21 protein-coding genes are annotated in these 26,022 nt (G+C 69.9%); 3 read left to right on the top strand and 18 right to left on the bottom strand.

Annotated features, from left to right (window positions below):
- From cydB to Q9R28_RS00915, 7 genes are all read right to left on the bottom strand, one after another.
- The gene (gene cydB, locus Q9R28_RS00945; protein WP_311205298.1) at nt 1-1,005 is read right to left on the bottom strand and encodes a cytochrome d ubiquinol oxidase subunit II; all 1,005 of its coding nucleotides are present in this window, start codon (nt 1,003-1,005) and stop codon (nt 1-3) included.
- Between the two features lies 1 nt (nt 1,006).
- The gene (locus Q9R28_RS00940) at nt 1,007-2,419 is read right to left on the bottom strand and encodes a cytochrome ubiquinol oxidase subunit I (protein WP_209683048.1); all 1,413 of its coding nucleotides are present in this window, start codon (nt 2,417-2,419) and stop codon (nt 1,007-1,009) included.
- A 287-nt stretch (nt 2,420-2,706) separates the two neighbouring features.
- Nucleotides 2,707-3,627 carry an ABC transporter substrate-binding protein gene (locus Q9R28_RS00935; protein ID WP_311205297.1) on the bottom strand — a complete coding sequence of 307 codons (921 nt, stop codon included), beginning with the start codon at nt 3,625-3,627 and terminating at the stop codon, nt 2,707-2,709.
- A complete protein-coding gene (locus Q9R28_RS00930) occupies nt 3,624-4,352 on the bottom strand; it encodes an ABC transporter permease (RefSeq protein ID WP_209683052.1) in 729 nt (242 codons plus the stop codon). Before Q9R28_RS00930 ends, Q9R28_RS00935 begins: the two co-directional genes overlap by 4 nt.
- Nucleotides 4,349-5,065 carry an ABC transporter permease gene (locus Q9R28_RS00925; RefSeq protein WP_066653814.1) on the bottom strand — a complete coding sequence of 239 codons (717 nt, stop codon included), beginning with the start codon at nt 5,063-5,065 and terminating at the stop codon, nt 4,349-4,351. Before Q9R28_RS00925 ends, Q9R28_RS00930 begins: the two co-directional genes overlap by 4 nt.
- Nucleotides 5,062-5,976, bottom strand: coding sequence for an ABC transporter ATP-binding protein (locus Q9R28_RS00920; protein WP_066653812.1), 915 nt, complete (start codon nt 5,974-5,976; stop codon nt 5,062-5,064). Before Q9R28_RS00920 ends, Q9R28_RS00925 begins: the two co-directional genes overlap by 4 nt.
- A 191-nt stretch (nt 5,977-6,167) precedes the next feature.
- Nucleotides 6,168-6,815, bottom strand: coding sequence for a TetR/AcrR family transcriptional regulator (locus tag Q9R28_RS00915; protein ID WP_066653809.1), 648 nt, complete (start codon nt 6,813-6,815; stop codon nt 6,168-6,170).
- Between the two features lie 152 nt (nt 6,816-6,967).
- Here Q9R28_RS00915 and Q9R28_RS00910 point away from each other — a divergent pair, with 152 nt between their 5' ends.
- Together Q9R28_RS00910 and Q9R28_RS00905 are read left to right on the top strand one after the other, a co-directional pair.
- Entirely contained in the window at nt 6,968-8,032 is a 1,065-nt protein-coding gene (locus Q9R28_RS00910; RefSeq protein ID WP_066653808.1) for an App1 family protein, read from the top strand.
- An 88-nt stretch (nt 8,033-8,120) separates the two neighbouring features.
- Complete coding sequence (locus Q9R28_RS00905) at nt 8,121-10,007, top strand: glycoside hydrolase family 15 protein (protein ID WP_311205296.1); 1,887 nt, start codon at nt 8,121-8,123, stop codon at nt 10,005-10,007.
- 248 nt (nt 10,008-10,255) lie between these two features.
- On the opposite strand, the gene Q9R28_RS00900 is transcribed toward Q9R28_RS00905, so the two are convergent.
- The 6 genes from Q9R28_RS00900 to Q9R28_RS00875 form a co-directional block, all read right to left on the bottom strand.
- The gene (locus tag Q9R28_RS00900) at nt 10,256-11,629 is read right to left on the bottom strand and encodes a glucose-6-phosphate dehydrogenase (RefSeq protein WP_066653802.1); all 1,374 of its coding nucleotides are present in this window, start codon (nt 11,627-11,629) and stop codon (nt 10,256-10,258) included.
- Between the two features lie 188 nt (nt 11,630-11,817).
- Complete coding sequence (locus tag Q9R28_RS00895; RefSeq protein WP_066653799.1) at nt 11,818-12,234, bottom strand: cytochrome c oxidase subunit 4; 417 nt, start codon at nt 12,232-12,234, stop codon at nt 11,818-11,820.
- 4 nt (nt 12,235-12,238) lie between these two features.
- Entirely contained in the window at nt 12,239-13,975 is a 1,737-nt protein-coding gene (gene ctaD, locus Q9R28_RS00890; RefSeq protein ID WP_066653797.1) for a cytochrome c oxidase subunit I, read from the bottom strand.
- An 11-nt stretch (nt 13,976-13,986) separates the two neighbouring features.
- The gene (gene coxB / locus Q9R28_RS00885) at nt 13,987-14,889 is read right to left on the bottom strand and encodes a cytochrome c oxidase subunit II (RefSeq protein WP_066653795.1); all 903 of its coding nucleotides are present in this window, start codon (nt 14,887-14,889) and stop codon (nt 13,987-13,989) included.
- Nucleotides 14,890-15,180: 291 nt separating this feature from the next.
- On the bottom strand, nt 15,181-15,555 hold the full coding sequence (locus Q9R28_RS00880) for an iron-sulfur cluster assembly accessory protein (RefSeq protein ID WP_066653793.1): 375 nt from the start codon (nt 15,553-15,555) through the stop codon (nt 15,181-15,183).
- Between the two features lie 183 nt (nt 15,556-15,738).
- Complete coding sequence (locus Q9R28_RS00875) at nt 15,739-17,184, bottom strand: dipeptidase (RefSeq protein ID WP_066653791.1); 1,446 nt, start codon at nt 17,182-17,184, stop codon at nt 15,739-15,741.
- Nucleotides 17,185-17,235: 51 nt separating this feature from the next.
- Here Q9R28_RS00875 and Q9R28_RS00870 point away from each other — a divergent pair, with 51 nt between their 5' ends.
- The gene (locus Q9R28_RS00870; RefSeq protein WP_066653782.1) at nt 17,236-17,811 is read left to right on the top strand and encodes a DUF3043 domain-containing protein; all 576 of its coding nucleotides are present in this window, start codon (nt 17,236-17,238) and stop codon (nt 17,809-17,811) included.
- Between the two features lie 514 nt (nt 17,812-18,325).
- On the opposite strand, the gene Q9R28_RS00865 is transcribed toward Q9R28_RS00870, so the two are convergent.
- The 5 genes from Q9R28_RS00865 to dnaE all read right to left on the bottom strand — a co-directional run bounded on the left by Q9R28_RS00865 (nt 18,326) and on the right by dnaE (nt 25,596).
- A complete protein-coding gene (locus Q9R28_RS00865) occupies nt 18,326-19,333 on the bottom strand; it encodes a quinone-dependent dihydroorotate dehydrogenase (protein WP_396137146.1) in 1,008 nt (335 codons plus the stop codon).
- Nucleotides 19,334-19,398: 65 nt separating this feature from the next.
- A complete protein-coding gene (nrdR, locus tag Q9R28_RS00860; RefSeq protein WP_066653777.1) occupies nt 19,399-19,896 on the bottom strand; it encodes a transcriptional regulator NrdR in 498 nt (165 codons plus the stop codon).
- 72 nt (nt 19,897-19,968) lie between these two features.
- The gene (gene hisD / locus Q9R28_RS00855; RefSeq protein WP_311205294.1) at nt 19,969-21,279 is read right to left on the bottom strand and encodes a histidinol dehydrogenase; all 1,311 of its coding nucleotides are present in this window, start codon (nt 21,277-21,279) and stop codon (nt 19,969-19,971) included.
- The gene (locus Q9R28_RS00850; RefSeq protein ID WP_251154941.1) at nt 21,279-22,103 is read right to left on the bottom strand and encodes a hypothetical protein; all 825 of its coding nucleotides are present in this window, start codon (nt 22,101-22,103) and stop codon (nt 21,279-21,281) included. Before Q9R28_RS00850 ends, hisD begins: the two co-directional genes overlap by 1 nt.
- 10 nt (nt 22,104-22,113) lie before the next feature.
- Nucleotides 22,114-25,596: a DNA polymerase III subunit alpha gene (gene dnaE / locus Q9R28_RS00845; RefSeq protein WP_396137145.1), complete on the bottom strand. Its 3,483-nt coding sequence runs from the start codon at nt 25,594-25,596 to the stop codon at nt 22,114-22,116.
- Nucleotides 25,597-26,022 lie beyond the last annotated feature (426 nt).

The following is a 26,022-nucleotide window of genomic DNA, read 5'->3' as shown; positions in this document are numbered from 1 at the left end:
CTAGTGCGCGGCCTGGTCGATGTGGGCCCGCGAGACGCGCTTGCGGAACACCCAGTAGGTCCAGGCCTGGTAGGCCAGCACGAGCGGGACGAAGATCAGCGCGACCCAGCTCATCACCGTCAGCGTGTACTGCCCGCTCGACGCGTTGACCACGGTCAGGCTGTTGGCCGGGTCGTTCGACGCCGGCATGACGTCGGGGAAGATCGCGGTGAACATCGCCAGGACCACGGCGGCGATCGTGACCGCCATCAGCGTGAACGCCCGCCCCTCCTTGCCCCACGCGGTGCAGAGCACGGCGAGGACGAGCGCGAGTGCCGCGACGACCGAGAGCACCAGGCTCGCCGGCGTCGCCCGCACGAACGCCATCGCCACCAGGAACGCGGCACCGACGACGATCGTCAGCACGCCCGCCCGGGTCGCCAGGCGCTTCGCCCGCACGCGGATCTCACCCTCGGTCTTCAGTGCGACGAACACGACGCCGTGCGTGAAGAACACCATCAGGGTCGCGAGGCCGGTCAGCAGCGCGAACGGGTTGAGCAGGTCGAGGAACGTGCCCGTGAAGTTGTGCTCGGCGTCCATCGGGATCCCGCGGACGACGTTGCCGAACGCGACGCCCCAGAGGAACGACGGCACGGCGCTGCCGACGATGATCATCAGGTCGAACCGGCGCTTCCACTCCGGGTGCTTCCGCTGGTGGCGGTACTCGAACGAGACCCCACGGGCGATGAGCGCCACGAGGATGAGCAGCAGGGCGAGGTAGAAGCCGGAGAACATCGTCGCGTACCACTCGGGGAACGCCGCGAACAGGCAGGCCCCGGCGACGATGACCCAGGTCTCGTTGAGGTCCCACACCGGGCCGATCGTGTTGATGAGCACACGGCGGTCGGTGTCGTCCTTGCCGAGGAACGGCAGGGACATCCCGACACCGAAGTCGAACCCGTCGAGGACGAAGTACCCGACGAAGAACAGTCCGACGATCGCGAACCACAGGACTGGCAGATCCATCTCAGTACACCGTCACTTCGTGCTCGACCTCGCCGGTGACCTCGTCGACCTTCGCAGGGGCGGCGGGGCCCTCCTGCGCGACCTTCTTGATGAGCCGGAACTCGACGACCGCGAGCGCGCCGTAGATCAGCGTGAACACGACCAGGGAGATGAGGACCTCGACCCCGGTGACGTTCGGCGAGACGCCGTCCGCCGTGCGGAGCAGCCCGAACACGAGCCACGGCTGGCGGCCCATCTCGGTGAAGACCCAGCCCATGATCATCGCGGCCATCGGCAGCGGGACCGACCAGGTGGCGATGCGCCAGACCCAGCGCTGCGTCGGGAACCGGCCCTTGCGGGTCAGCCACAGGCCGACGACCGACACGAGCACCGCCCCGACACCGAGGGCGATCATCCAGCGGAACGACCAGTAGGTCACCCAGATGATCGGCTTGTAGTCGCCGGGGCCGTACACCTGCGTGTACTGCGCCTGCAGGTCGTTGATGCCCTCGACCGTGCCGGTGAAGGTGTGCGTCGACAGGAACGAGAGCAGGTACGGGATGCGGATCGAGAACAGTTCGTGCACACCGTCGGGGGTGCCGAGCGTGAAGATCGAGAACGAGGCGTCCTTGCCCGTCGAGGTGTTGTAGAGCGCCTCGGCCGCGGCCATCTTCATCGGCTGGGTGTCGACCATCGTGAGCCCGAGCTGGTCGCCGGACAGCACGGTCAGCGCGCCGGACGCCAGCATCGTCCACATGCCGAACTTGAGCGCCGGCATCATCGTCTCGAGGTTCTGGTTGCGTGCGAGGTGCCACGCCGCGACCGCGATGATCACCGAGGCGGCGACCATGAAGGCCCCGAAGAGCGTGTGCGGGAAGGCGGCCAGCGCGACCTTGTTGGTCAGGACGGCCCAGATGTCGGTGAGCTCGGCGCGGCCCTTCGCCTCGTTGATCGCGAAGCCGACGGGGTGCTGCATGAAGGCGTTCGCCGCCAGGATGAAGTACGCCGACATCATCGTGCCGACGCTGACGCACCAGATGCTCGCCAGGTGCAGCGCCCGCGGCAGGCGGTCCCACCCGAAGATCCAGATGCCGATGAACGCCGCCTCGAAGAAGAACGCGAGGATGCCCTCGAGCGCGAGCGGGGCACCGAAGACGTCGCCCACGAACCGCGAGTAGTTCGACCAGTTCATGCCGAACTGGAACTCCTGGACGATTCCGGTGACGACGCCCATCGCGAAGTTGATGAGGAAGATGCGCCCGAAGAAACGGGTCAGCTGGAGGTAGTGAGCGCGCCCGGTCCGCACCCACGCCGACTGGAAGACGGCGACGACGAGCGCCATGCCGATCGTCAGCGGGACGAAGAGGAAGTGGTAGATCGTCGTCAGACCGAACTGCCACCGCGACAGGATCAGGGGATCGAGGATGTCGTTCATGCGGCGTGTCCGAGCCGGTCCGCCGCGCGCTGTTCGTGCACGAGAGATGCCTCTTCCGGGAGGAGGAACTGGTACTTGTCACCCCATCGGGACACCTCCACGCTACCGCCGGGACACCTGCTTCGACAAGTTGTAGAGGGGCACTCTGCACGAACGTGCACGAGCATTGGTCGGCACAACCGTGCGGAACGACGGTGCCCGAGTGCCCTCCGCGTGAACGACGACAGGTGCCGGGCCGAAGCCCGACACCTGTCGTTCAGTGCTGATCGGCGCCGAGCGCCGACCGACTAGAGCAGACCCTCGTCCTGGAGGAACTGCTTCGCGATTTGCGAAGCCTTCTCCTTGTCCGTGACGCTCTTCTCGTTGAGCTCGATGAGCTTGTCGGTGGTGAGCTTCTCGTTCACCTCGTCGATGGCGTCCGCAGCCTTCTCGTCGACCTTGTCGGAGACCACCGGGATGACGTTCTGCGGCAGGATCAGGTTCTCCGGGTCCTTGAGCGAGACGAAGTCGTTCGCCTTGATGCTCGGGTCCGCGCTGTAGATGTCGGCGAGCTGGACGGTGCCGTCCTTGAGCGCCTTCACCGTCAGGGCGCCGCCGGAGTCCTCGACCGCCTTGAAGTCGACGTCCACGCCGTAGACCGACTTCAGGCCCTCGGGGCCGTACGGGCGGGTCTGGAACTCGGAGTTCGCGCCGACGGTCAGCTTCTCCTTGACGTTCTTCAGGTCGGCCAGGCTCGTGACGTCGTTCTCCTCGGAGAACTGCTTCGTCACGGTGTAGCTGTCCTGGTCGGTGGCGTCGGCCTCGTCGAGGACGCGCAGGCCCTTCGGCAGGGCCTTCTCGAGCGCCTCGTCGATCTGGTCCGCGCTCTTGGCCGTCGACTCCTTGTCGAAGTACTGCAGCAGGTTGCCGCTGTACTCGGGCATGACGTCGATCGCGCCCTTCTCGAGCTGCGGGATGTAGACCTCGCGCTGCCCGATGTTGAAGTTGCGCTCGACGGTGAAGCCGTCCTTCTCGAGCACCTGCGCGTAGAGCTCGGCGATGATCTCGTTCGAGTAGTACTGCTGCGAGCCGATGACGATCGTCTTCGAGTCGGACGAGGCGCTGGAGCCGCTGCTGAGCGGGTCACCAGAGGAGCAGCCGGTCAGGGCTGCGGCGACGCCGAGTGCCGTTGCGGCGGCGAGGGCGACGCGGATCCGTGCTGTGATCACGATGGGTTTCCTTCCGGGATGGGATTGCGGGCTCGCTCGCGCGATCCCTGGCGCTGCCGCGCGGACGGGTCGAGGGTGCCCTTCGGCACCGACGCCCGCTGCAGCGCGGCGAACACGATCTCGAACGCGATCGCGAGCGCGATCACGAGGACGGACGCACCGAGCATCTCGGCGTAGTCCTGGGTCTTGAGGCCGAGGAAGAAGTAGCCGCCCAGTCCCCCGGCGCCGACGTAGGCGGCCAGGGTGGCGGTGGCGACGACCTGGAGCACGGCCGACCGGACGCCACCGATGAGCAGCGGCAGCCCGAGCGGGATCTCGACCTTCCAGAGCACCTGCCACCCGGTCATGCCCTGGGCCTTCGCCGCGTCGATCGTGACCGGGTCGACGGACTCGATCCCCGCGTAGGCACCGGCGAGCACCGACGGGACGGCCAGGACCACGAGCGCCAGCAGCGGTGCCTCGAGCCCGATGCCGAGCAACAGGCCGAAGAGGGACAGCACGCCGAGCGTCGGCAGGGCCCTGATGCCGCCGGACAGCGCGATGGAGAACCCGCGTGCCCGGCCCGTGTGCCCGATCGCGTACCCGATCGGGACCGCGATCACGGCCGCGATCACCACGGCGAGCAGGGTGATCCAGACGTGCTCCCACAGCCGCTCGGGGATCGCGTTGACGCCGGTGTAGTTGGCCGGGTCGAACACCCAGCCGAACGCCTGTCCGATGATCACGAGGCGACCTCCGCTCGCTGCAGGACCCGACGCGCGGCGCGACGGCTCCGCGGCGCCCGCCGTGTCCACGGCATGACGAGCCGTCCGAGCAGCACGAGCAGGCCGTCGAGGGCGAAGGCGAGCACGAGCACCATGACGATGCCCGAGAGGATCTCCTCGTAGATGCCGCGCGCGAGTCCGTCGGTGAACAGCGAACCGAGGCTCTGGATGCCGAGCACCGCACCGACGGTCGTCAGCGAGATCGTCGACACCGCGATCACCCGCAGGCCGGCGAGCAGCACGGGACCGGCGAGCGGGAGCTCGACGCGGAAGAAGCGCTGTACGCCCGAGTACCCCATGGCGGTCGAGGCTGCCTTCGTGCCGGCGTCGACCGAGGAGAGGCCGTCCACCGTCGACCGGACCATGAGCGCGAGACCGTAGATCGTCAGGCTGATGATCACGTTGACCGGGCTCTGCAGGCTCGTCCCGATGATGCCGGGCAGGGCGACGAACAGCGCCAGCGACGGGATCGCGTAGAGGAGACCCGCGAAGGTCACGATGCCGCTGCCCAGACCGGCGGCGAAGCGGGATCCGCCCGTGCGCTGCAGTCGGACCACCACCCAGCCGATCGGGATGGAGAGCAGGAAGCTGATGATGATCGGTGGGATCGCGATCGCGAGGTGCGCGATCGTGGCGTCACTGATCGTGTCGAGGTTCGACAGGATCCAGTTCACCGCGGTCCCCCACCCTGCGCCGGAGCACCCGGGGCGGTGTCACGCGCCCCGGCCTCTGCTGCCTGTGGCACCGCGGCTGCGGCGTCGACCACCTGGACCGGACCGGTGAGCACACCGGCTGCCCGGCCGTCGCCGTCGACCACGATCGGGCCGGTCGGCGTCTGCTCGACGCGCAGGGCACGCCGACCGCGGCCGGCACCGATGAAGTTCGCGACGAAGTCGTCCGCCGGTTCGGCGAGGATCTCGGCGGGGGTCCCGAGCTGCGCGATCTCGCCGCCCTTCTTGAGGATGACGACCTGGTCGCCGAGCTTGAACGCCTCGTCGATGTCGTGGGTCACGAAGACGACGGTCTTGCCGAGCTCGCGCTGCAACCGGATGAGCTCGTCCTGCAGGTCGTTGCGGACGAGCGGGTCGACGGCGCCGAACGGCTCGTCCATGAGCAGGACGTTCGGGTCGACGGCGAGGCCGCGGGCCACGCCGACGCGCTGCTGCTGTCCGCCGGAGAGCTGCGAGGGGTACCGGTCCGCGAACGCCCGGTCGAGACCGACGGTGTCCATCAGTTCGAGCGCCCGGGCACGGGCCTCGCCCTTCGGGACACCCGTCAGGAGCGGCACGGTCGCGATGTTGTCGGCGACCTTGCGGTGCGGCAGCAGGCCGGCGTTCTGCATGACGTAGCCGATGCGGCGACGGAGCTGCACGGGGTCGACCCCGGCGACGTCCTCACCGTCGATCTCGACGGTCCCCGACGACGGGTCGACCATCCGGTTGATCATGCGGAGCAGGGTGGTCTTGCCGCAGCCGCTGGAGCCGACGAAGACCGTGGTGGTCCGCGACGGGATGACGAGGCTGAAGTCGTCGACCGCGTTGGTGCCGTCCGGGTACGTCTTGCGCACCGAGCGGAACTCGATCATGTGGGTGCCCTTCTGTTCGGAGGTAGCCCGACTCCGCACGAGCGTACCCGCGCATCGAGGACAGCGTTCCACCGTGACCGGTCATGACGGCTCGCGGACAACGACGCCCGCACTCCCTGTTCGGGAGCACGGGCGTCGGTGGATGGTCCGGTGCGTCGGTCGGGCGCGTCGCGCGTCCGGCCGATCGCGGTTCAGGCGGCTGCGGCGACCGCCTCGAGGTGCGCCCGGCTCATCGTGCGGTACTCCTCGATGAGCGCGGTGTCGGGAGCGGTCCGGTCGCGGAGCGCCCGGGCGATCACGGCGTGCGCGGACTCGGCCAGGACGACCCAGGCGCGCTCCGCACGCTCGCCCAGCGGGTAGCCGAAGCGGTCGTGCAGGACCTGCGCGACGGCTGCCCCCAGCGCAGCCATGCGGTCCTCGGCGTCACCGGTGCCGGTGTCCGCGGGGTCACCGAAGCGGATCGCGCGGAAGCCCGGCTCCGCGCGGTACATCTCGACGGTCGCGTCGATGAGCGCGTCGTGCGCGTCCTGCCAGGTCGTGGCGTCGCTCTCGTCGAGGGCGGTGAGGAAGCGCTCGGCGAGCCGCTGGGTGCTCCGGATCGCCAGCGCCTCGACCACGGCGATGCGGTCCGGGAAGTACCGGTAGACCGTGCCGATCGACGCCCCCGCGCGCTCGGCCACCATCGCGGTGGTCAGCCGCTCGAACCCGATCTCGTCGATCACGGCAGCCGCGGCGTCGAGGAGTCCCGCGAGGCGCGCCGAACTGCGGGCTTGGACCGGCTCGTTCCTGAGCAGTGATGATCCCCCCGGCAGTGCGTTCGATACCTCGGTGACGAGCACGTGTTCTCCTCTTGCGCTCCCGGCGGAGCGCGGTCATGTGGGATGTGACGGGAAGGACTCTCGCACAGACCGGCTGGATCATCGCTGCGACTCACCCCGTCGTGGTCGTCCACCGCCCGCCGCCGGGGTCCCGCGCGTGGGAGGATGGGGCCATGCCCGACCCGACGCCCCACGAGCCGTCGTTGGCCGAACCGATCCTCCACCGGGCCGCTCGGATCGAGGACGCCGTCCAGGAGTTCCGCGAGCACCGGGCCCGGCGTCGCGGGCTCGTGCCGACCGTGATCCCCTACACGGGCTACGGCGCACCGGGCTGGATCCGCGTGCTCTGCCGTGTCCTGCTGACGCGACGCGGCCTGGCGTCCGACGCCTCCTACTACGGCGTGCGTGGCTGGCGGAGCTTCACGAGTGTCGCCGTCGACGACGCCGAGGTCACCGTGACGGCCGGCGGCACGACCCACGTGGTGCAGTCCGACCGTGGCGGCGTGGTCGACGTGAAGGTCCCGATCGACCTCGAACCCGGATGGCAGACGGTGCGCCTTTCGGCCGGTGGGATGCGCGACGTCGAGGCCGACGTCTTCATCGTGGACCCGGACACGCGCTTCGGTCTGCTGTCCGACATCGACGACACGGTGATGGTGACGTCGCTCCCCCGCCCGATGCTCGCGGCGTGGAACTCCTTCGTCCTGACCGAGCACGCCCGTCGCCCGGTCCCGGGCATGTCCGTGCTGTACGAACGCGTGCTCGCGCAGCACCCCGGCGCTCCGACCGTGTACCTCTCGACCGGGGCGTGGAACGTGGCGCCGACGCTGCAACGCTTCCTGACCCGGAACATGTACCCGACCGGCACGCTCCTGCTGACGGACTGGGGGCCGACCCACGACCGCTTCTTCCGGAGCGGCCAGCTGCACAAGCAGCAGAACCTGCGGCGACTCGCGAGCGACTTCCCGGACGTGCAGTGGCTCCTGGTCGGTGACGACGGGCAGCACGACGAGACGCTCTACGGCGAGTTCGCCCGGGAGCACCCCGAGAACGTCGCCGGTGTCGCCGTCCGGCAGCTGTCCACGAGCGAGGCGGTCCTGGCCGGTGGTCGGTCGCGCGCGCAGGAACGGACGCGCGCCGGGTCCGCACCGTGGGTGTACGCCCCGGACGGTGCCGGCATGTGGTCGGAGCTCGCTCGCGTGGGCCTCGTCGACGCCGACCCGTCAGCCCCGCTCTGATCCCTGCACCGGCAGCTCCGTCGGCTCCGCTGTGCACACCTTCAGCGCTGCCGGGCCGCACGGCGGCCGCCGGTGCCAGGATCGAGCCATGAGCACCGTCACCCCGCCGAACCGCATCGAGGACCACGCCCTCATCGGGGACACCCACACGGCCGCACTCGTCGGCCGCGACGGGACGATCGACTGGGCGTGCCTGCCGCGCTTCGACAGCTCGTCGACCTTCGCCTCACTGCTCGGGACCGAGGACCACGGGCACTGGTCGCTCCGCCCGACGGACCCGGACGCCACGAGCACACGGCACCACCACCCGGACACGCTCGTGCTCTCCACCGTGTGGACGACGTCGACCGGCGTCGTCGAGGTCACCGACCTCATGCCGATCGGCGCCCACCGCGCGGCGATCATCCGACGGGTCCGCGGCCTGCAGGGCTCGGTCGAGGTCGAGCAGACGCTCCGCATCCGGTTCGACTACGCCCGAGCGCTCCCCTGGGTCCGGCAGATCGGCGGTGACGAGGACCCGGCGCTCCTCGCGACCGCCGGCCCGGGCTCGGTGGTGGTCCGTGGCGTGCGCTTCCGGGCCGACGACCACCGGCACACGCACACCGTCACGGTGCACGACGGCGACGTCGTCGACACCGTGCTCACCTGGTACCCGTCGCACCGCGAGCCACCGGAGCCGCTCGACGTCGACGCCGCACTGCAGGCGACGGAGCGCTGGTGGCGCGACTGGATGGCGACCGCGCACACGGAGGGCCCCTACGCCGAGCCGAGCCGACGGTCCCTGCTGCTGCTCCGTGCGATGACCCACGGACAGACCGGCGGCGTCGTGGCGGCCGCGACCACGAGCCTCCCGGAGGACCCGGGTGGCGAACGCAACTGGGACTACCGGTACGTCTGGCTCCGCGACGCGTCCCTGGCGCTCGCGTCGCTCATCGCCCACGGCTACCGGGACGAGGCGATGCACTGGCGCGGGTGGCTGCTCCGTGCGATCGCGGGTGACCCTGCCGACGTGCAGATCATGTACGGCATCGCCGGCGAACGCGAACTGCCCGAGCGCACGCTCGACGAACTCCCCGGCTACCTCGACTCGACGCCGGTCCGGCTCGGCAACGGCGCGTCGACCCAGTACCAGGGGGACGTCTTCGGCGAGGTGCTGGCCGCCCTGCACGACGCGCGCGAGCTCGGTGTCGAGGAGAACGCGGACTCGTGGGCCCTGCAGCGTGCCCTGCTCGGCTACGTCGAGGAGCACTGGCAGCACCCGGACAACGGCATCTGGGAGATGCGCGGACCGCGGCGGCACTTCACGCACTCCCGGGCGATGATCTGGGCCGCCTTCGACCGCGGGGTGGCGGCCGTCGAGGAGTTCGGCCTCGAGGGCCCCGTCGACCGGTGGCGCAGCCTGCGCGACGAGGTCCGCGCGGAGATCGAGGAGCACGGCTGGAACGCCGAACGCGGCAGCTACCGGCAGCACTACGACACCGACGAGGTCGACGCGAGTCTGCTCGTCCTGCCGCAGATCGGGTACCTGCACGCCGACGACCCGCGCATGACGGGGACGGTCGCGGCGATCGAGCAGGACCTCCGCGTCGGCGAGCACGGCCTGGTCCTGCGGTACCGGACCACCGCGGGCTTCGACGGGCTGTCCGGCTCCGAGCACCCGTTCCTGGCGTGCTCGTTCTGGCTCGTCGAGCAGTACGCCGCCTCCGGGCGCATCGCCGACGCCGAGCGGCTGATGGACGTCCTGGTCGGTTACGCGAACGACGTCGGCATGCTCTCCGAGGAGATCGACGTGGCGACCGGTCACCACATCGGCAACACGCCGCAGGTGCTGTCGCACCTGACGCTCGTGTCCGCGGCCGACGCGATCGCCCGTGCACGCGGAACCACGTCGGGCCACCGGACGCGGCTCGCCGTGCACGACGGCGGGACGCGGTCGTCGACCGGCGGTGGGCGGCGGGCCGGCGCCCCGTCCTGACCGGCCGGCGGCGCGTCGCGCCGCGTCGTGCTGGGCGCACCTGGTCGTTCCGGGCGCACCTGGTCCATCCGGGCGTACCTGGTCCATCCGGGCGTACCTGGTCCTCCTGATCCGGCAGGTACGCCCGGTTCCGCACGGCACGTCACGCGTTCCGGGAAGGAACGGGCAGACGAACGGACGGGAGGCGCGGTGCCAGCCGGCACCGCGCCTCCCGTCCGTCAGGTGGCTCCGTCAGGAGACGGCGTCGGTCAGGACGACGACTCCCAGTCCGCGGGACCGCGCGAGCCCGCACGGTACTCCTCGAGCGGCACGTCGCCCGACTTCCAGGCGTCCACGACCGGCTCGACGATCTCCCAGCACCGCTCCGCGACGTCGCCGCGGATCGAGAGCAGCGGGTCGTCGTGGAAGATGCCGTTGAGCACCTCGCCGTAGGGGGTGAGCTCGCCGTCGTCGAACGACGAGGACAGGGTGACCTGCCCCATCTCGAACGGGTTGCCGCCGCCGTTCGCCGACACGCTCAGCTCGATCTCGTCCGGGTTGAGGACGATGCGCAGCGTGTCCGCCTTCGGTCGACCGGACAGGCCGGAGGGCAGGCGCGTCACGGGCTTGAAGGTGATGAGGACCTCCTTGCGGCTGGCGCCGAGCGCCTTGCCGGAGCGGAGGGTGAAGGGGACGCCCTTCCAGCGCGCGGTGTCGACCTCGACCTGGATCTCGGCGAGGGTCTCGGTACCGCGCGACTTGTCCACGCCGTCCTCGTCCTGGTACGACGGCAGCTCCTTGCCGTCGATGGTGCCGGCCGTGTAGACGGCGCGGCGCGAGGCGATCTTCGCGTCGTCGCCCTTGAGGCGGGTCGAACGGAGGACACGCGCGAGCGACGACCGGAACTCGACCGCGTCGATCGCGGACGGGGCGTCCATCGTCACCAGGCCGAGGATCTGCAGCAGGTGCGACTGGATCATGTCGACCAGGGCGCCGGCCTCGTCGTAGTACTGCGCCCGGTTCTCGAGCCCGAGGGTCTCGTCGTAGAAGACGTCGACCTTCTCGATGTTGTCCGCGTTCCAGATCGGCTCGAACAGGCGGTTCGCGAAGCGCAGACCGATGATGTTGAGGACCGTGGTGCGACCGAGGAAGTGGTCCGTGCGGTGCACGCGCTCCTCGGGGACGAGCTCGAGCACGGTCTTGTTGAGGGCCTCGGCGCTGGCGACGTCGGTGCCGAAGGGCTTCTCGAACGCGAGGGTCGTGCCCTCGGGGAGCTCGACGCCCTGCAGCGCCTCGCAGATGTCCGAGGCGATCTGCGGCGGGAGCGCGAAGTAGAGGATGGGCTCGGCCTCGGCCGCGTCGAGCAGCGCCTTGAGGTGCTCGGGGTCGGTCGGGTCGCCCTGGATGAAGGTCGTGGACTCGAGGGTCGCGTCGACCTCGGGACCCTTGACGTCCTGCGACGCGAAGGACTTCGTGACGACGTCCTTCCACTGCTCCGCGCTGCGGGCGCTGCGGCCCGTGCCGATCAGCTGGACGGGGACCGCTCGACCGCTCTGCAGGAACGTGCCGAGTCCCGGGAGCAGCAGGCGGGAGGCGAGGTCGCCCGTCGCGCCGAAGATGATGAGGGTGCGCTTGTCGGTCACCGGAGGTGAGTCCTTTCGCTGTGGTTGCGGGGTCCGCACGGGTCAAGCCGCGCGCGGGCCGGTTGATTCCCTGTGACTTCCGGGATACCCGATCCGGGCCGAGAGCTCGGGCCGGGTGGGGTACGGGCCCCGGACGCACCACGGGCGGCACCGGATGTGGTGCCGCCCGAGGTGTCAGGTGGTTCGGATCAGTGTCCGAAGTTGCCGCGGTAGTACTCGTAGACCCAGCCCACGAGGGTGACCGTCACGAGCGCGAGCCCGATCGGCACGATCCAGAGGCCGGCCGCGAGACCGAGGAAGCAGATCGCGGTCGAACCGGCGAGCAGGATCGGCCACCACGACCACGGGCTGAAGTGCCCGAGTTCGGCGTCGCCGTCCTCGATGTTCGCGTCGGGGCGGTCCTCAGGGAGGACACCGCCCTGCGAGGACATGACCTTGCCGAGGTAGAACGCGATGAACGCGGACATGATCCCGGTGAGGCCGATCGCCACGGTGCCGACCCACTCGGGCCGCCCGTAGTAGATGAGCGCCCAGATGGTGTACGCCGCGTCCGCGAGGACGAAGAAGACGAACAGGATCCAGAACAGGTTGGTGTTGGCGCGCATGGCGTTACTTCACCTCGCCCTTCGCGGCGTCGTAGGTCGGGGCGTCCGGAGCGTCCTTCGCCGGACCCACACCGATCGGCACACCGGCCTCCGGGTGGTTCAGGTCGAACGCCGGGGACTCGGAACGGATCCGCGGGATCGACGTGAAGTTGTGGCGCGGCGGCGGGCAGCTGGTCGCCCACTCGAGCGAGCGGCCGTAGCCCCACGGGTCGTTCACGGCCACCTTCGGGGCGTTCCGTGCGGTCACGTAGACGTTGAAGATGAACGGCAGGAACGAGATCGCGAGGATCATCGAGCCGATCGTCGACAGCTGGTTCATCCAGGTGAACCCGTCGTTCGGCAGGTAGGTCGCGTAACGACGCGGCATGCCGATGACGCCCAGCCAGTGCTGGATGAGGAACGTCGTGTGGAAGCCGATGAACAGCAGCCAGAAGTGGATCTTGCCGAGGCGCTCGTTGAGCATGCGACCCGTCCACTTCGGCCACCAGAAGTAGAAGCCGGAGAACATCGCGAACACGACGGTGCCGAAGACCACGTAGTGGAAGTGCGCGACGACGAAGTACGAGTCGGACACGTGGAAGTCGAGCGGCGGCGACGCCAGGATCACACCGGTGAGACCACCGAACGTGAAGGTGATGAGGAAGCCGACGGCCCACAGCAGGGGGGTCTCGAACGTGACCGAACCGCGCCACATCGTGCCGACCCAGTTGAAGATCTTCACGCCGGTCGGAACCGCGATGAGCATCGTCATGAGCGAGAACCACGGGAGCAGGACGCCACCGGTGACGTACATGTGGTGCGCCCACACCGTGACCGAGAGGGCCGCGATGGAGATGGTCGCGTAGACGAGGGTCTTGTAGCCGAAGATCGGCTTGCGGCTGAAGACCGGGAAGACCTCGGAGACGATGCCGAAGAACGGCAGCGCGATGATGTACACCTCGGGGTGGCCGAAGAACCAGAAGAGGTGCTGCCAGAGCAGGGCACCGCCGTTGGCCGGGTTGTAGATCTGCGCGTCGAACACGCGGTCGAGACCGAGGCCGAACAGCGCGGCGGCGAGCACCGGGAAGGCCATCAGCACGAGCAGCGAGGTCACGAGGGTGTTCCACGTGAAGATCGACATGCGGAACATCGTCATGCCCGGGGCGCGCATCGTGATGATCGTCGTGATGAAGTTCACCGCGCCGAGGATCGTCGAGAAGCCGGTCATGCCGAGGCCGAAGACCCAGAGCGTCCCACCGAGACCCGGTGTGAACGTCGTGTCACTCAGTGGCGCGTAGGCGAACCAGCCGAAGGACGCGGCGCCCTGCGGGGTGAGGAAGCCGCCGACCGCGATGAGCGAGCCGAAGAGGTAGAGCCAGAAGGCGAACCCGTTCAGACGCGGGAACGCGACGTCCGGCGCACCGATCTGCAGCGGCATGATCGCGTTCGCGAAGCCCGAGAAGAGCGGCGTCGCGAACATCAGCAGCATGATCGTGCCGTGCATCGTGAAGAGCTGGTTGTACTGCTCCTTCGTCTCGACCACGTGCAGGCCGGGCTCGAAGAGCTGCGCACGGATCACGAGCGCCATGACGCCCGCGAGCAGGAAGAAGACGAACGAGGCGATCAGGTACATGTACCCGATGGTCTTGTGGTCGGTGGAGGTGATCCACCGGACGATGATGTTGCCCTTCCGACCGACCTTGGACGCCTGGAAGTCCGGCGTCGTCGGCGCTGTCGGCTGGCCGACGAGTGACGTTGTCATCTGACGGACCCCTACTTGTTCTCGCTCGACGCCTCGACCGGCGCCTGGTTGTTCGGTTCGTTCGTGTTGGTGTCGTACTCGTTGCCGAGCAGACCGACCTTGCCCTGCTCGCGCAGCGTGTCGAGGTACTGCTGGTACTCGGAGTCGGAGACGACCTTCACCTGGAAGAGCATCAGGGAGTGGTACTCACCGCAGAGCTCGGCGCACTTGCCCTGGTACGTGCCTTCCTTCTGCGGGATGAAGTACTCGTAGTTGGTCTTGCCCGGGAGCATGTCCTTCTTGTACAGGAAGTCGATGACCCAGAAGGAGTGGTCGACGTCGCGCGAGGAGAGCTCGATCTCGACCTTCTTGCCGACCGGCAGGTACAGCGTCGGGAGCTGCGACTCGTCGATCGCGCCGTCGCCGTTCTCCTCTTCCTGGGCCTGGATGCCCTGGTAGTAGACGCTGTCCTTCGGGTTGTCCTTGTCGATGTAGTTGAAGTCCCAGGCCCAGCGCTTGCCGTACACGTGGATCGTGGCGTCCGGGTCGTCGAAGGGCTTCTCGATCGCGGACTGGTCCTTCGCGGTGAACGCGAAGAAGCCGAGCACGAGGATGAGCGGCACGATCGTGTAGAAGATCTCGAGCGGCATGTTGTACCGCATCTGCACCGGCAGGCCGGTCTGGCCCTTGCGACGGCGGTAGACGATCGCCGCCCAGATGATCAGGCCCCACACGATGAGACCCACCGCGAGCAGGACGATCCAGCTGGTGGTCCACAGGCCGACGATGCGGCTCGTGTGGTTCGTGACGTCCTTCGTCTCCTCCGTGCCGGGGAGCCATCCGTTCATCTGCTGCTGCGTGCAGCCAGCCAGTGCGATGACCAGACCGACGGCCACCGGGACGGCCGCCCAACGTATACGGCGATTCGAACGCACTGTTACCTCTCGGAAGACGTTGCTGAGGCACCGGCGGTGCGACCGTGCCGAGCACGGAGGCCGCTCATTGCTGGTTCCCAGCTTGATTGGAACACTCCTAGCTTACTCGCAGCCGGTGACGTCTCGCGCACACCGGGCGCGGTCCGGCGCGGCATCGTCGACCCCGGCGCACCGCTTTCCCCCGGTCGGGCGGGCTCGGGCAGCGCGGGGGACGACGAACGGGGAGCGACCAGATCGGTCACTCCCCGCTCGCGTGTCGGTTCGGTCGGCGGACAACCGCCCGCCGTGGCGTCAGTGGAAGCTGTCGCCGCACGCGCAGCTGCCCTGCGCGTTGGGGTTGTCGATGGTGAAGCCCTGCTTCTGGATGGTGTCCTCGAAGTCGATGGTGGCGCCGTCGAGGTACGGGACGCTCATCTTGTCGACGACGACCTCGACACCGCTGCCGAACTCGGTCGTGGCGTCCCCGTCGAGCAGGCGCTCGTCGAAGTACAGCTGGTAGATCAGGCCCGAGCAGCCACCGGGCTGGACCGCGAGGCGCAGGCGGAGATCGTCGCGCCCCTCCTGCTCCAGCAGGCTCGCCACCTTCGCCGCCGCAGCGTCGCTGAGCGCGACCCCGTGGGCACGTGCGTCCGTCGCCGGTGCGTTGTCGGTGATGGTGTCGCTCATCCGCGCGTCTCCCTCCGGGCGGTGTCGGTCACCGCGCCTGAGGTCGATTGTAAGCACGCGAGCCGACAGGACGGGCCGTCCGTCCACAGGGCGGGGCCGGACGACGGACGGGAGGCCCGTGGCGGCGTCGCCACGGGCCTCCCGTCCGGCACTCCCCCGGTCCCCACCAGCGGTGGGGACGCGTCAGGCGCGCGTCGCCAGGCGCGCCAGCAGGATCGTCTCCGATGCGATCGCGCGGTGCAGGACCCCGAGGTGCTGCGACTCGTTCGGGCTGTGCGCCCGGGTGTCGGGGTCCTCGACACCCGTCACCAGGATCTGCGCCTCCGGGAACTCGGCGGCCAGGTCGGAGACGAACGGGATGGATCCGCCGATGCCCTGCTCGACGGCGGGCGCGCCCCAGCCCTCGTGCATGGCCGTGCGGGCCTCCTGCACCGCCCAGCCGGCGGTGTCCACGAGGAAGCCGTCGCCGGTGTCCACCTCGGTGACGTCGAGCTTCGCGCCGAACGGCACGTGGGCGCGGAGGTGGCGTTCGACGGCCGCGTACGCGTCGGTCGCCGACTGTCCGGGGGCCACGCGGACCGAGACGCGGGCGGCGACGGTCGGCAGCAGGGTGTTCGACGCGTTCGCCACGCTCGGCACGTCCATGCCCGTCACGGTGATCGACGGCTGGAACCACATCCGGGACAGCACCGGGCCCGTCCCCACCGGCCGGACGCCCGCGAGCAGTGCCGCGTCGGTGGCGAGCTCGGCCTCGGAGCGCTCGGGCACGTCGGCGTCGTACGCGGTGAGCCCCTCGACGGCGACCGAGCCGTCATCGTCGTGCAGCGAGGCGAGCAGCCGGACCATGGGGATCATCGCGTCCGGCGCCGCACCGCCGAACATGCCGCTGTGGCTCGCGTGCTCGAGGGTCGTCAGCGTCGCGCGGAACGTCACGTTGCCGCGGAGCGAGACGGTGATCGACGGGACGTCGACCGACCAGTTGTCGCTGTCGGCCACGACGATGACGTCGGCCGCCAGGTGCTCCTTCTGCTCGCTGAGGAAGGTGCGGAACGAGCGGGAGCCGAACTCCTCCTCGCCCTCGACGAAGAGCACGACACCGAGGTCGAGGTCGTCGCCGAACTGCGCGTGCAGCGCGCGGAGCGAGGCGACGTGGGTCATCACGCCGGCCTTGTCGTCCGAGGCGCCGCGACCGTACAGGCGGTCGCCGCGGAGGGTCGGCTCGAAGGGCGGGGTCTCCCACAGGGCGTCGTCGCCCTGTGGCTGCACGTCGTGGTGCGCGTAGAGCATGACGGTCGGCTTCCCGTTCCGCGCAGGACGCACCGCCAGGACGGCGGGCTGCCCGAGCTCGCGGCCGGCCTCCTCCGCGCCAGCGGTCTCCCCCTCGACCGCGGAACGGACGATGCGGACGGCGTCGTCGGCGAAGACCCCCGTCGACCGGGCCAAGTCCGCGACCGCCTCGGCACTCGCCTGCACGTGCGCCGGGTCGAACGCCGACCAGGACACCGACGGCAGCCGGACCAGCGCGGACAGGTCGGCGATCGTCGTCGGCAGGCCTCCCTGCACGTGTTCGCGGAGGGCGTCGAGGAGCGCGGGGTCGGTCGCGGGGCTGTGCTGGTCGGTGTCGGTCATGTCCCGTAATCTAGAGGAGATCCAGCACGCAACCGCAGTCAGGAACGCACCGTGGCGAAGGCAGCCCCCAAGACCAACACGACCGTCAACCCGTCGGAGGAAGAACTCCTCGAGTCCGGCAAGGGTCGTCCGACGCCGTCGCGTCGTGAGCGCGAGGCAGCCAACCGTCGCCCGCTCGTCGGCAACAGCCCGCAGGACAAGAAGGCCGCTCGCGCGCGGCTCAACACGGAGCGCGAGAAGGCCCGTGTCGGCATGGCGAACGGCGAGGAACGCTACCTCCCGGTGAAGGACAAGGGCGAGCAGCGCAAGTTCGTCCGCGACTGGATCGACGCGCGCTGGAACGTGGGCGAGGTCATGATGCCCGTGCTCGTGCTGTTCCTCATCGTCGGGTTCGCCGCAGCGCAGACCGTCCTGGCGTCGTACTCGCTCCTGCTGGTGTGGGCGTTCGTCGCACTGTTCGTCCTCGACTGCATCGTGCTGTGGCTGTCGCTGCGCAAGAAGATCACCGCGAAGTTCGGCGACATGCAGCGCGGGACGTTCTTCTACATCCTGACGCGGGCGTGGCAGCTCCGCTTCCTGCGCCTGCCGAAGCCGCAGGTGCGCCGCGGGGAGTACCCCTCGCTGTAGGCGCACTGCCACGAGCGCCGTCCGGCCGAGCCGGGCGGCGCTTCGTCGTTCCGGGTTGCTCCGGGGTGTTCCGGGGTCGCGCGGTGCCTGACGGTGTTCGTCGACCGGGCCAGATCCGTCTCGGTCGGCGTCGCGCGCCGACGGATCACGCCCGAACGCCGAACGCGAGCGGCGTGTCCTGCTCGGTCGGCTCGGTGCCCTCCGGACGGCTGGCCTTCCGGTGCTCCGGGGTCCCGGTCCCGGGGTCCCGATCCCGCGGTGCTCCGGTCGCTCCGACGCTCGGCGGTCCCGGTCCTGGTCCCGGTCCTGCGGTCTTCCAGTCGCAGGACATGCCGCACCGAACGAACACGAGCGGCAGGTCGTGCGACGAGAGCGGCAGCGGGCGGCGGGTCCTGCGACGAGAGTGGGCGAACCGGCGAACCGGCGAACCGGCGGACCGGCGAACAGCCCGACGGCAGTGGGCCGTGTGCGGAGCACGACACCACGGTCGGCGCAGAGCGAGTGCCGCCTGCCGCTACCGCGCTGCGCGCCGCAGCCGCCGACGCCGCAGCCGGTTGATGCGCATCGCCCAGGTCGGCCCCTCGTAGAGGAACGCCGTGTACCCCTGCACGAGCGTGGCGCCCGCGTCGATGCGGTCCTGCACGTCCTGCTCGCTCGTGACTCCCCCGACGGCGACGACGCAGAAGTCCTGCGGCACCGCGGCACGGACCCGACGCAGCACCTCGAGCGACCGAACGGCGATCGGGGCACCCGACAGGCCGCCGGCACCCATGGCCTCGACCTCGGCGTCCGGCGTGGTCAGCCCGGTGCGGGCGATCGTCGTGTTGTTGGCGATGATGCCGGCGAGTCCGAGGTCCACCGCGAGCCCGGCGATCGCGTCGATCTGCTCGTCGGTCAGGTCCGGGGCGATCTTCACGAGCACCGGGGTCCGCCCCGCAGCGTCGCGGACGGCCGTCAGCAGGGGTCGGAGCTGGTCGGCCTCCTGCAGCCCGCGGAGACCGGGCGTGTTCGGCGAGCTGACGTTGACCGCGAGGTAGTCCGCGAACGGGGCGAGCAGGCGCGTCGACTCGAGGTAGTCGTCGACCGCGTCCTCGACCGCGACGACCCGGCTCTTGCCGATGTTGACTCCGATGACCGGGCGACCCGGGTGCCGTCGTGCCCGTTCGAGCCGCCGTGCAGCCCTGGCGGCACCGTGGTTGTTGAACCCCATCCGGTTGACGAGCGCCCTGTCGCGGATGAGCCGGAAGAGCCGGGGCTTGTCGTTGCCGGGCTGCGCCGTCGCGGTGATCGTGCCGACCTCGACGTGCCCGAACCCGAGCAGCCCGAGTCCGGCGATGCCCTTGGCGTCCTTGTCGAAGCCGGCCGCGAGACCGAAGCGCGAGGGGAAGTGGATCCCCATCGTCGTGATCCCGTCGGCAGCTGCTGGCCTGGCGTAGCGCTCCACCGTGCCGTTCAGGAACGGCACCCTCGGCAGTGCGCGGATCACGGCGAACGCGACGTGGTGTGCGCGCTCCGGGTCCATGTTGGCGAACACCGTCCGGAAGACGACCGCGTACCCGTTCCGGACGAGGCGCTCCGCGACCCCGCTCACGCGCTGCTGCCCGAGCCGGCACCGCCGGACGCTGCGGCCCCGGCTGCGTGGTGGTCACGGCGCAGCTGCGCGATCGCGTCCTCGAAGTCCTCGAGCGTGTCGAAGGCCTGGTAGACGCTCGCGAACCGCAGGAACGCCACCTCGTCGAGCTCGCGCAGCGGCGGCAGGATGGCGAGACCGATGTCGTTCGCGTCGATCTGGCTGGACCCCGACGAGCGCACGGTCTCCTCGACGCGCTGTGCGAGCACGGCGAGGTCACCGTCGGTCACCGGGCGTCCCTGGCACGCCTTGCGCACACCGGAGACGATCTTGTCGCGGCTGAACGGCTCGGTCACGCCGTTGCGCTTCACGACGTTCAACGACGCGGTCTCCGTCGTCGAGAACCGGCGCCCGCAGTTCGGGCACTGGCGTCGGCGACGGATCGAGGTGCCGTCGTCGCTCGTGCGGGAGTCGACGACGCGGGAGTCCGGGTGGCGGCAGAAGGGGCAGAACATGTCGTGTCCCAGGCTATCGGCTCGACGACGCCCACAGGGCGCGGTGACGACCCTGTGGACGATCGGCGGCGCTCAGGACCGCCCGGTGCGTTCCGTCACCGCGGCACCGTGACCGGGCAGCTGTTCCTCGGTCGCGAGCGCCACGATGTGCGGCGCGACCTCGGCCAGCGCGGCGGGCGTGTAGCGGATGACCTGCTGCGGTCGGAGGAACGTCGAGGCCGACAGTCCGGACCCGAACCGTGCCTGTCCGCCGGTCGGCAGCACGTGGTTCGACCCGGCGAGGTAGTCGCCGAGGCTCACCGGGGTGCTCGGCCCCACGAAGACGGCTCCCGCCGCGTCGATGTCCGCCAGCACGGCATCGTCGTCCGCCGTCTGGATCTCCAGGTGCTCAGGCCCGTACGCATTGCTGACGGTCGCCGCGTCGGCCAGCGAGTCGACGAGCACGATCGCGGACTGCGGGCCGTCGAGTGCGGTCTGGAGGCGCGCAGCCGTCCCCAGCGCCGCCACCCGTTCCGGGATCGAGGCCTCGACCGCGTCGGCGAACGCGGCCGAGGTGGTCACCAGGACGCTGCCGGCCTGCTCGTCGTGCTCGGCCTGGCTCACCAGGTCGGCGGCGACGTAGCCGGGGTCCGCGGTGTCGTCGGCGATGACGAGGATCTCGGTCGCGCCGGCCTCGGAGTCGATGCCCACGACCCCGCGCACCAGGCGCTTGGCCGCTGCGACGAAGTTGTTGCCCGGACCGGTGACCAGGTCGACCGGCTCGAGGCCGATCTCGGCGACGCCGTACGCCAGCGCACCGACCGCACCGGCCCCGCCCATCGCGTAGACCTCGTCGATGCCGAGCAGTCCGGCCGCGGCGAGGATCGTCGGGTGCACGCGCCCGCCGTGGTCGCGCTGCGGCGGCGAGACGAGGGCGATCGACCCGACGCCCGCGACCTGCGCGGGGACCACGTTCATCACGACGCTCGAGGGGTAGACGGCCTTGCCGCCCGGCACGTAGAGCCCGACGCGACGCATCGGCTGCCATCGCTGGTGGACCTCGGCGCCGTCGGCCAGGCACGTGACCGACGCAGCCGGGACCTGAGCAGCGCTCGCAGCACGGACGCGGCGGATGGCCTCGTCCAGGGCCTCGCGCAGCTCCGGCGTCAGGCCGGCGACGGCCGCGGCGATCTCGGCGGCGGGGACCCGGACGTGCTCGGGGGCTCCTCCGTCGAACCGCTCCGCCTGCTCGCGGAGCGCGGCTGCCCCGTCTTGCCGGACCGCGTCCACGAGGTCGCGGGCGGCGTCGACGGCGTGCGAGACGTCACCGACGGCGCGGGGCATCAGGCGGAGGAGGTCGGCACGGGCGGGCAGTCCGGCGCGGAGGTCGATTCGCTGCATCATCAGGCGTCAAGCGTACCGGCGGCACCCGACAGGATCGCCGTCGCGAGGGGGCGGTGCCGCTCGGCGTGGTCGTCGTCCCACACCCCGAGCACGTGCAGGACGAGGACGCGGAACGCCAGCGCCCGGACGAGCAGCTGTGGCCAGTCGGACACCGCGGCGAGCTGCCCGAGCGCCGGCAGCCGCTCGACGGGGACCCCGTGCCAGCAGACCGCGTCGACGACGGCGATCGCAGAGGCGTACCCGGCCGGGCGCCACGAGGGTGCCCAGTCGAAGACGGCTGGTGGCTCCCCGGCGGCGAAGAGCACGTTGCCGAGCAGGTCACGGTGCACGACCTGCGACGGCGCTCGGACCGGCCGGAACGCCGCAGCGAGCCGGTCGAGCAGCGGCCCCGACGGCCGCAGCGTCCCGGCCCAGACCATCCGGTCCGCCCGACTCCACGGGTCGTCGACGAGGTCGAGGAACGCCGGGCGGGGCAGGTGGGCGACCGCTCGGTGGAAGGCATCGCCGGCGGCGAGGACCTCGTCGACGCGGCTCGGGTCGGTCGCGCCCGGCAGCCACTCCCATGCCTCCCACCCGCCGACGAGCCAGGACCCGTCGGCCGACGCCACGGGACGCGGCGCGCGGAAGCGGTCGGAGTGCGCGAGGCGGGCCAGCGTGGCGGACCGCCACCGGGCTTCCCGGGCGTCCCCGTGCGGCCGCAGGACGATCCCGCCCGCGCGCCACGTCGTGCCCTGCCCGCCGGGCAGCAGCAGCGGGCGCCGCTCCCCCGCTCCGAACGCCCGGAGCACCACGGCCGACGGCCGCGGTGCTCCGGGAACGATCACGTCGACCGCCTCAGACCAGGCAGCGCGGTCCGAGCAGGCTCTTCAGCTCGCCGAACAGGTCGGGCGTCAGGCTGACCGGGAACGGCAGCTCGAAGGTCCGCGCGACGTCGTCCTTGAGCAGCTTGAGGCGGACCTCGGTCTCCCCCTGGTGCCGGCCGAGCACCGCGGCCAGCTCGGTCACCGTCGAGGTCGTCGCCCGGCGTTCCGGCAGGGACAGGGTCAACGGGCCGGACCCCATCGCGTCGCCGACGTTCGGCTGGAACATGCTCACGGCGTGCAGCGCCTTGCCGTCGTCACGCACGTTGACCCGGCCGCGCAGGACGACGATCGAGTCCGCCACCAGGGACGGACCGAACTCCTGGTACGTCTTGCCGAGGAACATGACGCCGATCTCGCCGCCGAAGTCCTCGATCTGGACGATGCCGTACGGGTTGCCGCTCGACTTCGCGACCCGGTGCTGCACGCTCGTCAGGAGCCCGGCGACCGTGACCGTCTCGCCCTCGATGCCGTCGTCGGCGGCGATGAGGTCGGCGATGGTGATCGACTGGTGCTTCGCGAGCTCGATCTCGAGACCGGCGAGCGGGTGGTCCGACACGTACAGCCCGAGCATGTCCCGCTCGAAGGCGAGCTTGTCGCGCTTGGCCCACTCCGGGCGGTCCGGCACCTGGGACACCGGCGCCGCGGCGGGGGTCTCCTCGGCCACCTCGGCGAAGAGCGAGTCGAAGTCGAAGCCGATGTTGCCGTTGGCCTCGTCGCGCTTGACCTTCACCGCGCCCTCGACCGCGCCCTCGTGGATCTCGACGAGCGCACGCCGGGTGTCACCGAACTCGTCGAAGGCACCCGCCTTGATGAGCGACTCGACCGTCCGCTTGTTGGCCGACGAGATCGGGATCTTCCGCAGGAAGTCGTGGAAGGACTCGAACGCGCCCTTCTCGGTGCGCGCCTTCACGATGTCGTCGACCACGTTGAAGCCGACGTTGCGGATGGCGCCCATGCCGAAGCGGATGTCGTCACCGACGGCGGCGAAGAAGCCGATCGACTCGTTGACGTCCGGCGGCATCACCCGGATGCCCATGCGGCGGCACTCGTTCAGGTACAGCGCGAGCTTGTCGCGGGCGTCGCCGACGCTGGTCAGCAGCGCCGCCATGTACTCCGCCGGGTAGTGGGCCTTGAGGTAGGCGGTCCAGAACGACACCACGCCGTACGCCGCCGAGTGCGCCTTGTTGAAGGCGTAGTCGGAGAACGGCAGCAGGATGTCCCACAGCGTCTTGATCGCCGCGGCCGAGTAGCCGTTGTCCTGCATGCCCTTCTCGAAGCCGGCGTACTGCTTGTCCAGCTCGGACTTCTTCTTCTTGCCCATCGCGCGGCGGAGGATGTCCGCCTGTCCGAGCGAGAAGCCCGCGACCTTCTGCGCGATGGCCATGACCTGCTCCTGGTAGATGATCAGGCCGTAGGTCGTGCCGATGATGTCCTGCAGGGGCTCCGCGAGCTCCGGGTGGATCGGCGTGATCGGTTGCTCGCCGTTCTTGCGGAGCGCGTAGTTCGTGTGCGAGTTCGCACCCATGGGGCCGGGGCGGTACAGGGCGATGAGCGCGGAGATGTCCTCGAAGTTGTCCGGCTTCATGAGCCGGAGCAGGCCGCGCATCGGGCCGCCGTCGAGCTGGAAGACGCCGAGGGTGTCGCCGCGCTGGAGGAGCTGGTACGCGGCGTCGTCCTCGAGGCCCATGGTCTCGAGGTCGAGCTCGATCCCACGGTTCGTCTTGATGTTGTCGAGGGCGTCGCTGATGATCGTCAGGTTCCGGAGACCCAGGAAGTCCATCTTGATCAGGCCGAGCGACTCCGCTGCCGGGTAGTCGAACTGCGTGACGATCTGGCCGTCCTGCTCGCGCTTCATCACCGGGATGATGTCGATGAGCGGTTCGCTCGACATGATCACACCGGCGGCGTGCACGCCCCACTGCCGCTTCAGGCCCTCGAGCCCGAGCGCCGTGTCGAAGACGGTCTTCGCCTCGGGATCGGTCTCGACGACCGTCCGGACGTCGACCGCTTCCTTGTACCGCGGGTGGTCCTTGTCGAAGATCCCGGTGAGCGGGATGTCCTTGCCCATCACGGGCGGCGGCATCGCCTTGGTGAGCTTCTCGCCCATGCCGAACGGGAAGCCGAGGACCCGCGAGGAGTCCTTGAGCGCCTGCTTCGCCTTGATCGTGCCGTAGGTGACGATCTGCGCGACGCGCTCGGACCCGTACTTCTCGGTGACGTACTTGATCGCCTCACCGCGGCGCCGGTCGTCGAAGTCGACGTCGAAGTCGGGCATGGAGACGCGGTCCGGGTTGAGGAAGCGCTCGAAGATCAGGCCGTGCCGGATCGGGTCGAGGTCGGTGATGCGCATCGCGTACGCCACCATCGAGCCGGCACCGGAGCCACGGCCCGGACCGACGCGGATGCCGTTGTTCTTCGACCAGTTGATGAAGTCTGCGACCACCAGGAAGTAGCCCGGGAAGCCCATCTGGTTGATGATCCCGACCTCGTAGTCGGCGCGGTCCTGGACCTCCTTCGAGATACCGCCCGGGTACCGGTACTGCAGCCCCTTCGCGACCTCCTTCTCGAACCAGGAGTGCTCGGTCTCACCCTCGGGCACCGGGAACTTCGGCATGTAGTTCGCGGCGGTGTCGAACTCGACGTTGCACCGCTCGGCGATGAGGAGGGTGTTGTCGCAGGCCTCGGGGTGGTCGCGGAAGACGTGGCGCATCTGCTGCGGCGTCTTGAGGTAGAACTCGTCGGCGTCGAACTTGAAGCGGTTCGGGTCGTTGAGCGTCGACCCGGACTGCACGCAGAGCAACGCTGCGTGCGACTTCGCGTCGTGGGAGTGCGTGTAGTGCAGGTCGTTCGTGCCGACCAGCGGGATGCCGAGGTCCTTCGAGATGCGGACGACGTCCTCGATGACCCGGCGTTCGATCTCGAGGCCGTGGTCCATGATCTCGGCGAAGTAGTTGTCCTTGCCGAAGATGTCGCGGTAGTCCGCCGCCGCCTTGAGCGCCTCGTCGTACTGCCCGAGGCGCAGGCGCGTCTGGATCTCGCCCGAGGGGCAGCCCGTCGTCGCGATGATCCCCTCGTGGTACTGGTCGAGGAGCTCGATGTCCATGCGGGGCTTGAAGTAGTACCCCTCGATCGACGCCCGGCTCGACAGGCGGAACAGGTTGTGCATGCCCGTCGTGTTCTCGGCGAACATCGTCATGTGGGTGTACGCACCCGAGCCGGACACGTCGTCACCGCCGCCGTCACCCCAGCGGATGCGGGTCTTGTCCGACCGGTGGGTCCGCGGCGTGATGTACGCCTCGGTGCCGATGATCGGCTTGACGCCACCGGCCTTCGCGGCCTTCCAGAACTCGAACGCGCCGAACATGTTGCCGTGGTCGGTGACCGCGACGGCCGGCATGCCCTGCGCGGCGGTCTCGGCGACCAGGTCGCTCAGCCGGGCGGCACCGTCGAGCATCGAGTACTCGCTGTGCACGTGCAGGTGGACGAAGGAGTCGGAATCCGACACGGGACCTCCGGTTTCGACGGGGACTGCTGCGGGGCGGGACAACTCTAACCGCCGGCACCGACGTCCCCCGCGTGTCCGGCGTGCCCGCCGACCGGCGTCCGGCGGTGCCGCGCCGCGAGCGGGCAGGACACGCCGCGTGCGGCGTGCCGAGCGGGCGGAGCACGTCGGGCGAGGGCACCGAGCGCGACAGATCTGGCCCGTTCGGGACCCGACGCGGGATGCCACCCGACGGCGGACGGGAGGCTTGCGGCGGGCCCGCCACGCGCCTCCCGTCCCGACGCGCGCCGCGCTGGCCCCGCCCGAGCGGGCAGGACACGCCGCGCGTGTTCCGCCGAGCGGGCCGAACACGTCGGGCGAGGGCACCGAGCGCGACAG

Origin of the sequence: Curtobacterium sp. BRD11, assembly GCF_031844345.1 — a bacterium.
Lineage (GTDB): Bacteria > Actinomycetota > Actinomycetes > Actinomycetales > Microbacteriaceae > Curtobacterium.
The sequence above is the reverse complement of the archived record's forward strand: the minus strand, read 5'-3'. Positions and strand labels throughout refer to the sequence as shown.